Origin of the sequence: Mesorhizobium sp. B2-3-4, from assembly GCF_006442315.1 — a bacterium.
Lineage (GTDB): Bacteria > Pseudomonadota > Alphaproteobacteria > Rhizobiales > Rhizobiaceae > Mesorhizobium.
The window spans coordinates 256,702-267,843 of sequence record NZ_VFVY01000001.1 but is presented as its reverse complement, the minus strand read 5'-3'; the positions used below and the strand labels follow the sequence as shown (position 1 = coordinate 267,843).

At 61.8% G+C, this 11,142-nt stretch carries 12 protein-coding genes; 5 read left to right on the top strand and 7 right to left on the bottom strand.

The window, feature by feature from the left end:
• Positions 1 to 36 precede the first annotated feature (36 nt).
• Positions 37 to 1,008: an ABC transporter substrate-binding protein gene (locus FJ967_RS01525; RefSeq protein ID WP_140729952.1), complete on the bottom strand. Its 972-nt coding sequence runs from the start codon at positions 1,006 to 1,008 to the stop codon at positions 37 to 39.
• A gap of 234 nt (positions 1,009 to 1,242) precedes the next feature.
• Here FJ967_RS01525 and grxD point away from each other — a divergent pair, with 234 nt between their 5' ends.
• Both grxD and FJ967_RS01515 read left to right on the top strand, forming a co-directional pair.
• On the top strand, positions 1,243 to 1,578 hold the full coding sequence (gene grxD / locus FJ967_RS01520) for a Grx4 family monothiol glutaredoxin (RefSeq protein WP_013532137.1): 336 nt from the start codon (positions 1,243 to 1,245) through the stop codon (positions 1,576 to 1,578).
• Positions 1,579 to 1,716: 138 nt separating this feature from the next.
• Positions 1,717 to 3,003, top strand: a complete 1,287-nt coding sequence (locus FJ967_RS01515) for a multidrug effflux MFS transporter (protein WP_140729951.1) — start codon at positions 1,717 to 1,719, stop codon at positions 3,001 to 3,003.
• A gap of 47 nt (positions 3,004 to 3,050) precedes the next feature.
• Here FJ967_RS01515 and FJ967_RS01510 read toward each other — a convergent pair whose 3' ends face one another.
• The 3 genes from FJ967_RS01510 to rpsD all read right to left on the bottom strand — a co-directional run bounded on the left by FJ967_RS01510 (position 3,051) and on the right by rpsD (position 5,505).
• Entirely contained in the window at positions 3,051 to 3,878 is an 828-nt protein-coding gene (locus FJ967_RS01510) for an inositol monophosphatase family protein (protein ID WP_140729950.1), read from the bottom strand.
• Positions 3,868 to 4,755 carry a tRNA 2-thiocytidine(32) synthetase TtcA gene (gene ttcA, locus FJ967_RS01505; protein ID WP_140729949.1) on the bottom strand — a complete coding sequence of 296 codons (888 nt, stop codon included), beginning with the start codon at positions 4,753 to 4,755 and terminating at the stop codon, positions 3,868 to 3,870. Before ttcA ends, FJ967_RS01510 begins: the two co-directional genes overlap by 11 nt.
• Positions 4,756 to 4,887: 132 nt before the next feature.
• On the bottom strand, positions 4,888 to 5,505 hold the full coding sequence (rpsD, locus tag FJ967_RS01500; protein WP_013895883.1) for a 30S ribosomal protein S4: 618 nt from the start codon (positions 5,503 to 5,505) through the stop codon (positions 4,888 to 4,890).
• A 374-nt stretch (positions 5,506 to 5,879) separates the two neighbouring features.
• On the opposite strand from rpsD, the gene FJ967_RS01495 reads away from it, so the two are divergent.
• Complete coding sequence (locus tag FJ967_RS01495; RefSeq protein ID WP_027028656.1) at positions 5,880 to 6,077, top strand: hypothetical protein; 198 nt, start codon at positions 5,880 to 5,882, stop codon at positions 6,075 to 6,077.
• A 60-nt stretch (positions 6,078 to 6,137) separates the two neighbouring features.
• Here FJ967_RS01495 and FJ967_RS01490 read toward each other — a convergent pair whose 3' ends face one another.
• Positions 6,138 to 6,320 carry a DUF3008 family protein gene (locus tag FJ967_RS01490; RefSeq protein ID WP_140730334.1) on the bottom strand — a complete coding sequence of 61 codons (183 nt, stop codon included), beginning with the start codon at positions 6,318 to 6,320 and terminating at the stop codon, positions 6,138 to 6,140.
• Between the two features lie 100 nt (positions 6,321 to 6,420).
• Here FJ967_RS01490 and FJ967_RS01485 point away from each other — a divergent pair, with 100 nt between their 5' ends.
• Entirely contained in the window at positions 6,421 to 7,803 is a 1,383-nt protein-coding gene (locus FJ967_RS01485) for an RNB domain-containing ribonuclease (protein ID WP_140729948.1), read from the top strand.
• A gap of 31 nt (positions 7,804 to 7,834) precedes the next feature.
• On the opposite strand, the gene murI is transcribed toward FJ967_RS01485, so the two are convergent.
• Positions 7,835 to 8,623, bottom strand: a complete 789-nt coding sequence (gene murI / locus FJ967_RS01480; RefSeq protein WP_140729947.1) for a glutamate racemase — start codon at positions 8,621 to 8,623, stop codon at positions 7,835 to 7,837.
• On the bottom strand, positions 8,616 to 9,527 hold the full coding sequence (locus FJ967_RS01475; protein WP_140729946.1) for an RNA methyltransferase: 912 nt from the start codon (positions 9,525 to 9,527) through the stop codon (positions 8,616 to 8,618). The genes murI and FJ967_RS01475 overlap by 8 nt, the downstream gene beginning before the upstream one ends.
• A gap of 428 nt (positions 9,528 to 9,955) precedes the next feature.
• Here FJ967_RS01475 and FJ967_RS01470 point away from each other — a divergent pair, with 428 nt between their 5' ends.
• The gene (locus tag FJ967_RS01470; RefSeq protein ID WP_140729945.1) at positions 9,956 to 10,723 is read left to right on the top strand and encodes a hypothetical protein; all 768 of its coding nucleotides are present in this window, start codon (positions 9,956 to 9,958) and stop codon (positions 10,721 to 10,723) included.
• Positions 10,724 to 11,142 lie beyond the last annotated feature (419 nt).

Below are 11,142 nucleotides of genomic sequence, written 5' to 3'. Positions count from 1 at the left end.
CATCGAATGCCGGCGGCCGCGCTGCCCGGCCTTGCGTCATTTCCGTACGCTGGCGGGGATGAGCTTTGCTGCCTCGGCCTTGACATCGACTTCCGGAAAGGTAGCGGGATAGAGATAGTGCGCTGCTTCACGCAGCACGATCTCGCGGCCGATCGGCCCATTGGTTTCAGCCCATTCGTCGCCGACATAGTGCACACGCCCATTCTTCACGGCCGAAAGCTGGCTCCAGATCGGATTGTTCTCGTGCGGACGATCCGGGCCGCTGTCCATCACGAAGATGACTTCCGGATCCTTCTCCAGCATGGTCTCCAGGCTGAGCTCGAGGCCGAATTTGCCACCTGATGTCATCGGGCCGGCGATGTTGTCGCCGCCAAGCGCCGCGACGATGGAGGCGGCGGTGTTTTCGGTATGGAACGAAAAAGGCGTGTCGCCGCCCCACATGATCTGGAAGCGCGGATGCGCGTCCTTTGGCGCGCGTGCGGCAAACTCGGCCAGATGCTTCTTGAAGTCGGCGTTGAGTTCCTCACCCCGCTCGGGCTTTCCAAGGACCTTCGACAGTTCGGCGACCTCGCTGTAGCTCTCGCTCAGAAGCTCCATATTATAGGCGACGTAGGGTGCGATCTTCTGCAATTGCCCGGCATTGCCCACCGTATAGCGCTTCATGGCGATGATGAGATCGGGCTTGGTCTCGGACAGGAGTTCGAGATTTGGCTTGGCGCGCTGCCCGACCTGTTTGATGTCCTTTGTCTGGCCAAGCAGAAAGTCGGGGTCGCGGCCCGCGACCATGTAGGTCGTGGCGACGGGCTTCAGGCCGAGCGCCAGGGCGACGTCGGTGGCGAAATAGGAGATGGAGGCGATCCGCTCGGGATGGGCCGGTATCTCGACAGTCACGCCGCGATCGTCAACGAGCGAAAGCGTCTTTGCATCGCCGGCCAACGCCACCCCGGCGGCCAGGCAGGCAGCCAAACCCAAGCCAAGACCACACAGGCCCCGCGACACGTTTCCCATTGCGCACATCCCTCGGTTCACGGTTTGCGCATATGCAGTAATACCAAAACATGATATTGCCAATCATGTTTGCGTCATATCCGCAGTTCGGCTCCGGGACGGCTTGGCCCAAAACGGCCCATCGTTTACGCCATTTCGGCGCTGGCGCGGCTAATGTCTTGTTTCGGGCACCCTATGGGTTTATTTGAAAGACATGCTTCGAGCCTGACTCCCACGGGCGTGAAAGGATGTTCCATGAGCGGTATCAACGACTACATCGACAATGAAGTGAAGGGCAACGACGTCGTCCTTTTCATGAAGGGCACGCCCGGCTTCCCGCAGTGCGGTTTTTCCGGCCAGGTCGTCCAGATCCTCGACTATATCGGCGCCGACTATAAGGGCGTGAACGTGCTGGACTCCGCCGAGCTGCGCCAGGGCATCAAGGAGTATTCCAACTGGCCGACCATCCCTCAGCTCTACGTCAAGGGCGAGTTCGTCGGCGGTTGCGATATCGTGCGCGAAATGTTCCAGGCCGGCGAGTTGCAGACCTTCCTGGTCGAGAAGGGCGTGAGCGTCAAAGGCGCCGCCTGATTTCAATTTCAGGCATGTCCGTACCGACATGCCTGCCGACCGAGGTATCTCGGCCATTCACGTCCCCGGATATCGGGACCAGCACGAGCCAATGCGCCGGCCTGCCGGCGCGTTTTCGTTTGAGAGATCGGACTTGCCGTGGACCAGCAGAAATCAGCGCCGCAAGGGGCAAGCACCTTGCCCCGGGCAAGCCAATTGCTCATTCCGCGCTGGGAGTTCATCGCGCTCTGCGCGGCGCTGATGGCGCTCAATTCGCTGGCCATCGACATCATGCTGCCGGCGCTGCAGCAGATCGGCGCCTCGCTCGGCGTCGAGAATGAAAACCACCGGCAATATGTGGTCACCGCCTACATACTGGGTTTCGGCGGCGGCCAGCTGTTCTTCGGGCCGATCTCCGACCGGTTCGGTCGTCGCTCGCCGCTCGTCGCCGGCCTGATCATCTACGTGGCCGCGGTCTCGGCGGCGGCTATCGCGCCAAGCTTCGAGACGCTTCTGATTTGCCGGGCCGTGCAAGGCATCGGCGCCGCGGCGACGCGCGTCATCGCGGTTTCCATCGTGCGCGATACATTCGACGGCCGGCGCATGGCCGAGGTGATGTCGCTGATCTTCATGGTGTTCATGGCGATACCGGTGATCGCGCCCGGCATCGGTCAGTTCATCATGCTGTTCGCGACCTGGCACTGGATCTTCGTCACCATGGCCATCGGCGCCCTGATCGTCTCGGCGTGGTCGCTGCTACGCCTGCCCGAGACGCTGCATCCCGAATATCGCCGATCCCTGACCGTTCACTCCGTCGTCGGCGGCTTCCGTATCGTGCTCACAAACCGCATCGCGCTTTGCTATGCCTTTGCCAGCACCTTCATTTTCGGGGCGATGTTCGGCTTCATCGCCTCGGCCCAGCAGATCTACGTCAACATCTTCAATGTCGGTGAGATGTTCCCGGTCATTTTCGCCGGCGTTGCCGGGGTGCTCGCCTTTTCCAATTTCATGAACGCGCGCTTGGTCGGCCGTCTCGGCATGCGCCGCCTGTCGCAAGGCGCGCTGCTCTTGTTCCTGGTGATCAGCCTGGCCTGGCTGGTGATTTCACTGGAAATGAAGATGCCGCTGTGGCTGTTCATCACCTTCTTTGCCAGCGCCATGCTGCCGTTCGGCTGCCTAGGCGCCAATTTCAACGCGCTCGCCATGGAGCCGCTCGGCCAACTGGCCGGCACGGCGTCGTCGATCCTGGGTTTCATGCAGACGTTTCTCGGCGGCATTCTCGGCACGCTGATCGGCCAGGCCTTCAACGGCACGGTGACGCCGCTGGCCGCCGGCTTCTGCAGCGTCTCCGTCGCGGCGCTGCTGATGATCCTGATTGCCGAGCGCGGCAAGATGTTCCAGCCGCAGAACGCCCCCGTTTCAGGACACGTCACCGACCTGCACTGATCTTGCCCCCGGGCCGATGGCCTGCCTTTGGGAAGGCAGGCGTCAGACTATTCCGCCCAGAGCTCGCGGCGCAGTTCCCGCCAGCTGTCCTGGTCCGGCGCGACAAGCAAGCCGCCATCGACATGCGAGGGCAGATAGGCGCTGCCGTCGACGCGCGCGGCGTGGCCGCCGGCTTCCTGATGGATCAGCACGCCGGGAAGATGATCCCAGGGCATCAGCTTGTTGTAGACGACAAAATGCGCATGTCCGCTGGCCAGCAAGCGATATTCGTGGGCGGCGCAGCGATAGGAGAACTGCGACAGCGCCTTGGTCTGGTTGCGCGCAAGGCGTGAGCGCTCAGGTTCGCTCAGATACTGCCAGGATACCGCGCCGGTCATTTGCGACATCGGCACGGGCGCCGCGACATGCACCTTCTCCAGATCGCCATGGGCATGCCTGATATGGCTTCCTGCGCCTTTGGCGGCGATGAGCCAGTCCTTGCCGACCGGATCATGGATGATGCCGGCGACCGTCTCGCCCCTGACCACGACCGCCAGCATGACGCCGAACAGCGGCACGCCGGATGCGAAATTGAAGGTGCCGTCGACCGGATCGATGGTGAATGCGAGTTTGGCATCGCCCAGGCCATCGAGCAGCGCCGGATTTTCGGAGCAGGCCTCCTCGCCCACCACCATGGCCGAGGGATAGCGCTCGCGCAGCCTGGCGGTGATCAGCCGCTCGGCATTGACGTCGGCCTCCGTCACCAGGTCGGCGGCGGAGGTCTTCTGCCTGACATCGCCGTCGCCCAATCGGCGAAAGCGCGGCATGATTTCGGCCTGGGCCGCGTCGGCCAGAAGGCCGGCCAGCCAGTCGATCGCTGTATCGTCAAATGTCATCGGAAATGTCTTGCCTGGTCGCGAGGGTTTCATTGAGGGCGGCGAAATCGAACAGTTTCCTGTCCAGCAAATGCGACGGCCTGGTGTTGGACAGAGCGCGGATCATCGTATCCTTGCGGCCGGGCATGCGCTTTTCCAGGTCCTCGAGCATCGCCTTCATGGCGTTGCGCTGCAGGCCTTCCTGGCTGCCGCAGAGATCGCAGGGGATGATCGGGAACCGCATCGCGGCGGCGAACTTTTCGAGGTCGATTTCGGCGCAGTAACTCAACGGCCGCAACACCATGACGTCGCCTTCGTCGTTGAGCAGCTTTGGCGGCATGGCGGCAAGCCGGCCGCCGTGGAACAGGTTCATGAAGAAGGTTTCGAGGATATCCTCGCGGTGGTGGCCGAGGACCAGGGCCGAACAGCCCTCCTCGCGCGCGATCCGGTAGAGATGGCCGCGCCGCAGCCGCGAGCAGAGCGAGCAATAGGTGCTGCCCTGGGGCAGCTTGTCGGTGACCACCGAATAGGTGTCCTGGTACTCGATGCGGTGCGCAATGCCGTTGGCATCGAGATAGTCGGGCAGGATGTTCTTCGGAAAATTCGGCTGACCCTGGTCAAGATTGCAGGCCAGCAATTCGACCGGCAGCAGCCCGCGCCATTTGAGATCCAGCAGCATGGCCATGAGGCCGTAGGAATCCTTGCCCCCCGACAGCGCGACCAGCCAGCGCTGGCCGGGCTTCACCATCGCGAAGTCCTCGATCGCCTGGCGGGTCAGTCGCAGCAGCCGCTTGCGCAGTTTGTTGAACTCGACCGAAGACGGCACGTCGGCGAATAGAGGGTGGGAACCACCTTCGCCGGCCGGCTCAAGCGTCTCGATGTCTGGCAGCATGTTCATGGCGCAGCGGCCCCTGAATGTGACGTCCGCCCGGAGTAGCGCATCGGCCGGAAAATCGAAACGGCAAAGCGGCCGCCCGAAACAAAAAGGCCGCCTCGAAGGCGGCCTTTCCGATATGGCGGAAGCGTTCGCTTAGCGCGAATAGAATTCGACGACCAGGTTCGGCTCCATCTGCACGGCGAACGGAACGTCCGCCAGGCCGGGAATGCGCGAGAAGGTCGCGACCATCTTGTTGTGATCGGCTTCGATATAGTCCGGCACGTCGCGCTCGGCGAGGCCGACCGACTCCAGGACGATGACCAGCTGCTTCGACTTTTCGCGCACTTCCACGACGTCGCCCGGCTTGCAGCGGTACGAGCCGATGTTGACGCGCTTGCCGTTGACGTTGACGTGGCCGTGGTTGACGAACTGACGGGCGGCGAAGATGGTCGGCACGAACTTGGCGCGGTAGACAACCGCATCCAGACGCGACTCGAGCAGGCCGATCAGGTTCTCCGAGGTGTCGCCCTTGCGGCGGTCGGCCTCTTCATAGACCTTGCGGAACTGCTTTTCCGAAACGTCGCCGTAGTGACCCTTCAGCTTCTGCTTGGCGCGCAGCTGCAGGCCGAAGTCGGAAAGCTTGCCCTTGCGGCGCTGGCCATGCTGGCCGGGGCCGTATTCACGCTTGTTGACCGGGGACTTCGGGCGGCCCCAGATGTTTTCGCCCAGACGGCGGTCGATCTTGTATTTCGCGGATTCGCGCTTGCTCATCGCATTCCCTTTTCAAAACAACACACCCGGCACCTCATGGTCCAAGTGAAGGAAACGCGCCCTCCTCTGGCCTCCGTTTTCGAGACCTGACAGGATTTTCCCACGCAACGCGGCGGAAAACCCACGGGACACGTCAGTTCAGACAAGGCCAGAAACAGATAGAAGTGACTGGCTTTGCGTATACAAAAGAAACACCGGACATCGCTGCCCGGCGTTGGCGGCTGGTTAAACCGAGATTTAACCGGTGTCAAGCTTGGGAGTGGCGCGGCGCAACGCAACCGTATAGCGTTCGGGGCGTTGATGCGATGCCGGATGTGGCGGGAGGTCAGCGCCAACGGCACCAGGAAGGGACTGGAGCTAGAGGAGCCAACTACATGAAGAAGTTCTTTCTTACCTTGGCAGGCGCCGCCGTGCTTGCAGGTTCGATGGCGGTAGCGCCGGAACCGGCCATGGCGCGTCATTGGCATGGCCACAAACAGGTCTGCCGCGTCATCGTGAAGAAGAGAGTGGTGTGGCGGCATGGCCACCGCAAGGTGATCGTGACCAAGGTGCGCCGCTGCCACCGCTGGTAAAGCGGACCAAACAGCAATTCAAAGGGCCAGCGAGATTCGCTGGCCCTTTTCATTCAATCCTCAAGATTTTTTCTCGGGCAGCCCTTTGCGCTTGGTCTCGGCGAACTCCTCGAGCTGCTTTTCGCTCATCGATTCATACATTCCCTTGGAAGCGCCCTTGAGTTCGCTCTTCCTGGTCTCGCCGCGTTTGGCCGAGAGGGCGGCGCCCGCGGCTTTCTGCTGGGCTTTCGACGTGGCTGGCATGACGGGTTCTCCTTTGCTGTCAGGAGAAACGCCACGCTTCGGCGGCAGTTCCAGCGCCAATGGTCTTCACGTCTCCAGAGCCCCAGTGTAGGACGGCTGGATGAAATCGCTGACCGATCCCTCACAGGTTCTCACCGCCGGCCTGGCGAAAATCCGCACCGAATTCCACGTACCGGATGGATTTCCCGCTGACGTCACGGCGGCGGCCGAGGCGGCGGCCAAACGCGTTCCCGACCAGCATGCGGACCGCACCGCGATGCCCTTCGTCACGCTCGATCCGGCAAGCTCCACCGACCTCGATCAGGCGTTCTCGATCGAAGCCAGCGCCAATGATCTGCTGCTGCACTATGCAATTGCCGACGTCGCCTGGTTCGTCGAGGACGGCGACGCGATAGATCGCGAAGCCTGGACGCGGGGCGAGACATTCTATCTGCCGGACGGCAAGGCCGGGCTCTACCCGCCGGTGATTGCCGAGGGTGCGGCAAGTCTGCTGCCGGATGGACCCCACCCGGCTGTCATCTTCACGGTCCGGGTCGCGCCCGACGGCGCGGTGAAGCTGGACGGCGCGGAGCGGGCGATCGTTCAAAGCCGCGCGAAGCTCGCCTATGACAGTGTGAAAGCCTCGGACGTTCCGGCCGGCTTCGCCGAGATGGCGCGGCGCATGGCGGCGAACGAGAAGCGCCGCGGGGCATCCCGCGTCGACCCGCCCGAGCAGGAGGTCGAACGGCTTGCCGATGGCACATACCGGCTTGCGTTCAGGCCCTTGCTGCAATCCGAACAGGACAATGCAGCGCTCTCGCTGGCGGCCAACATGGCGATTGCCGACACCATGCTTGCACATCACACGGGCTTGTTCCGGGTGATGTCGGGGCCGGATGATTTCAAGGTGCAGAGACTGCGCAGCGCGGCACAGGCCCTCGGGCTGTCCTGGCCGGCCTCGACCAGCCTGCGTGACTATCAGCGAACCCTTGATCCGGCCGATCCGCAACAGGCGGCGCTGATGCTGGAAATCCGCCATGCGAGCCCCGGCGCTTCCTACCAGCCCTACAAGGACGGCGTTGTCCCCTGGCATGAAGCGATGGCCGCGACCTACGCCCATTCGACCGCGCCACTCAGGCGACTGGCCGATCGCTATGTCGTGCGCTGCACCCTGGCGATCGCCAATGGCCAGGCCGTTCCCCAGGCTGTCACCGAGGCGTTCGCCAGATTGCCGAAGGCGATGGGACGCGCCGAGAGCCGCGCATCGCAGATCAATCATGCGGCCATCGACCTGGCCGAGGCGGTTATGCTCGAGGGGCGCGAGGGCGATACGTTCAAGGCTGCCGTCACCGACTTCACCGATCATGGCGTGCGCGTTCAGCTTGCCGATATGCCTGTCGTTGCCAATGTGAAAGCCTCCGGCCTCAGACAGGGCGATGGTCTGACGCTAAGGCTGGTCCAGGCCGATCCGGATCAACGCAGCATCGTCTTCGAGTCTGTTTGAGCAACAAGCCTGGCGTTTAGCCCGAAATGCCTTAACGCACGGTCAGTCCAAAGCCCTGCATCAGGCGGCTGACGGCGAAATCCGGCTTGCCCGAGGTGAAGACCGCGATATCGGGCTCGCTTTGCGGCCGTGGCCCTTCCAGGGCCGGCAGCAGCGACAGCGCGCGCCGCGCGATCGCCTCGGCCGGATCGATCCAGTCGACCGGCCAGGGCGCGGTCTTGCGCATGCGATTGACCAGAAAGGGATAGTGGGTGCATGCCAGCACGACAATGTCCGTGCGCATGCCGTCGCGCTCGAGGAAGCACGGCGCGATCTCGGCCCGCACAGCCTCCTCGTCGACGAAGCCCTCTCGCATATAGGCTTCGGCCAGCCCCGCCAGCCTGTCGCTGCCGACCAGGCGGACATGGCATTTCTGCGCCCATCTGCTGATCAGGTCGCGCGTGTATTGCCGCTTCACGGTACCCGGCGTCGCCAGCACCGAGACCAGACCCGAGCGGGTGCGCTCTGCCGCGGGCTTGACCGCCGGCACGGTGCCGACGAAGGGATGGCCGGGAAATCGCTCGCGCAGCGCATCGATCACCAGCGTCGAGGCGGTGTTGCAGGCGATGACCGAAATGACCGGATTAAAGCGGCCTAGCAAGCTGGCGAACAGTTCGAGTATGTGGGTTCGCAGCGCCGGCTCTTCCCAGGCGCCAAAGGGAAAGGCGGCATCATCGGCGACATAGATGAAGCGCCGGTCCGGCATCAGGACGCGCGCCTCGCGCAACACGGTGAGCCCGCCGACGCCGGAATCGAACATCAGGATCGGCTGATCAGTCATTGTCGGTTCCCTTGCCGCCGAGCGGCGGCGTGTCCTCATCGTCGCTCGCGGGCGGATGCGGCTGGCGTTCGGCCTCTGCCTTGGCGGCGCGCGCGGCGGCCGGGAGCCGCCTTGGATCGTCGCCCGGAGAACCATCGCCGCGCGGCATCGCCGGCGAAAACCTGTCGAGTGAGGAAATGATGCCGCGCAGCACTTTCAGTTCCGGTTCGGCGAAGCCGGCCCGCGTCAGCACGGCGCGCAGATTGTCGACCATCTTCGGCTTCTTCGGTGCCGGGCGGAAATAACCGCGCGCTTCCAGGGCCCCTTCCAGATAGGCGAACAGGCCGTGCAATTCTTCCTTGCTGGCGGGCTTCATGTCCGGGCCGGTAAAATTGGTCTTGGTCTCGTCCTCAAGGCCCGACTTCATCCACTCATAGGACATCAGCAAGGCCGCCTGGGCGATGTTGAGCGAGGAGAAATCCGGATCGACCGGAAACGTCACGATCTCGTCGGCGAGGCCGACCTCGTCATTATAGAGGCCGAAGCGCTCGCGGCCGAACAGGATGCCGGTGCGCTGTCCCAAGCCATGACGGGCACGCAGCACCCTGCCCGCTTCCACCGGGCCGCGCACGGCCTTGAAACCGTCGCGCTGCCTGGCCGTGGTGGCGAAAACGAAATTCAGGTCGGCAAGCGCGGAGGCCAGGTCGTCGAACACCTTGACGGCATCGATGACGTGGTCGGCGCGGCTGGCGGCGGCACGCGCCTTCTCGCTCGGCCAGCCATCGCGGGGATTGACCAGGCGCAGTTCGGCAAGCCCGAAATTGGCCATGGCGCGCGCGACCATGCCGATATTCTCACCGAGTTGCGGCTCGACGAGGATGATCGCCGGGCCGGCGGCGGCGTGCTGAAAGTCGGTTCCTGTCATGTGTACCAGATTGTTGCACGATAAAGTCTGCGCGTCCTGCCACATCGATATGACTTTTTGAAGGGTTGTCGCCGCCTGATCGGCAATACCGAGATCGATTCGCGGTGTCCTTCAGCTGAGTCAATTATACGGGTCGCTTTTCTGCGGCTCGGCGCCGACATACGTCGTGGTCCAGCAACAAGAATGCTTTTCCGCGTATACCAGCCGTGACCGGATGTTTTTATTTGCAACCGTGCGTCGCATCGCTGGAAAATCAAATTAGAAAGGTATAATATCCGATCTGCTTGGGGTTCAAAATGTATTGGCGGATGGTAATTTTGCGGTGGGACTGCGTCCCGCATCCGCCGACTACTGCTAAGCACACCCCAGGCATCTTTAACGGATTCACCAGCCGGCAAGGGCTGCCGGCTAAATTTTAGGAGGGGCAAATGAAGACAGTAAGGTTCTTCTTTTCATTCGCTATATTGATTCTGGCTTCAGGCTTCCTGATCGCGCCAGCGTCTGCGCAAGCGACAAGAACCTGGGTTTCCGGCGTTGGTGACGACGCCAATCCATGCAGCCGAACAGCACCTTGCAAGACATTTGCAGGCGCGATCTCCAAGACGGCGCCAAGCGGCGAGATCAACGTACTCGACCCCGGCGGTTTCGGTGCAGTGACGATTACGAAGTCCATCACGATTCGATCCGACCATATCGAGGCAGGCGTACTCGTCTCAGGAACCAACGGGATCATTATCAACGCTGGAGCCAACGACAAAGTGGTCTTGGAGGGTCTCGATATTGAGGGCGTTGGTACCGGCCTTAATGGGGTGCACTTCCTCGCCGGCAAGGCCCTCTACATCATTCGATGCGACATCCGGCACTTCACGCAGAATGGTGTCAACTCTGTCAGTAGCACGGCAGGAGCCAGAGTCTTTATCCAAGACTCGACCATCACCCAGAATAACGGAGGTGTGAATGTGCAGGGTAACGCCGTCGGGAACATTGCAGCTCTAAACAGAGTTCTTGTCGACGGTAACACCACTTTTGCAATTCAGGCCACCAACGCTGGCAATGCTCTGGCGGTGGCAAACAGCGTGCTCAATGGAAGCACTAGTGCAATCATTCTAAGCGGCGGCGCAACTGCAACTTCGTTCGGCCCAAGCAATGTTGTTTCGGGAGCGGGCGCGTTCACAACGACGAACCCATTTAAGTAGACGATTCGGGGTGGTCTTCTTCGCCGGGCTTTTAGTTTGATACGCCAAGCGGTCCGGCGGGAAGATGTCGTTATTGAAATCGAAGGCAACATGATGCGATGGAAAGTGAATGACTATCGGATAGGGAAACCGCAATCTTGTCGCCATGATATGCAATAGCGCGAGGATGTCGCGCAAAAGTTACCTCGACTTGCGACAACGACAGCCATCGAGCAACAGGCTAAATCGCGGTGCCTCACCTTGTTTAACTTGAAGGCCTTCAGACGCCGCAACCCTGTGGAAACGAGTTTGACATTTGCATCTCAGTCGACATAGATCGTAGCGCAAATGTCAAACTCGAGGTTCCACTAATGCGTACGCGCAAGAGTGGCATCGGTGTCGCGACAACGATATGCATCAAGCAATAGCCTGGCGTTGCG

What these genes read in the sequence shown, in the direction of transcription:
- FJ967_RS01525 (WP_140729952.1), bottom strand. Translation starts at nt 1,008, where the DNA reads ATGGGAAACGTGTCGCGGGGCCTGTGTGGTCTTGGCTTGGGTTTGGCT.
- grxD (WP_013532137.1), top strand. Translation starts at nt 1,243, where the DNA reads ATGAGCGGTATCAACGACTACATCGACAATGAAGTGAAGGGCAACGAC.
- FJ967_RS01510 (WP_140729950.1), bottom strand. Translation starts at nt 3,878, where the DNA reads ATGACATTTGACGATACAGCGATCGACTGGCTGGCCGGCCTTCTGGCC.
- ttcA (WP_140729949.1), bottom strand. Translation starts at nt 4,755, where the DNA reads ATGAACATGCTGCCAGACATCGAGACGCTTGAGCCGGCCGGCGAAGGT.
- rpsD (WP_013895883.1), bottom strand. Translation starts at nt 5,505, where the DNA reads ATGAGCAAGCGCGAATCCGCGAAATACAAGATCGACCGCCGTCTGGGC.
- FJ967_RS01495 (WP_027028656.1), top strand. Translation starts at nt 5,880, where the DNA reads ATGAAGAAGTTCTTTCTTACCTTGGCAGGCGCCGCCGTGCTTGCAGGT.
- FJ967_RS01490 (WP_140730334.1), bottom strand. Translation starts at nt 6,320, where the DNA reads ATGCCAGCCACGTCGAAAGCCCAGCAGAAAGCCGCGGGCGCCGCCCTC.
- FJ967_RS01485 (WP_140729948.1), top strand. Translation starts at nt 6,421, where the DNA reads ATGAAATCGCTGACCGATCCCTCACAGGTTCTCACCGCCGGCCTGGCG.
- murI (WP_140729947.1), bottom strand. Translation starts at nt 8,623, where the DNA reads ATGACTGATCAGCCGATCCTGATGTTCGATTCCGGCGTCGGCGGGCTC.
- FJ967_RS01475 (WP_140729946.1), bottom strand. Translation starts at nt 9,527, where the DNA reads ATGACAGGAACCGACTTTCAGCACGCCGCCGCCGGCCCGGCGATCATC.
- FJ967_RS01470 (WP_140729945.1), top strand. Translation starts at nt 9,956, where the DNA reads ATGAAGACAGTAAGGTTCTTCTTTTCATTCGCTATATTGATTCTGGCT.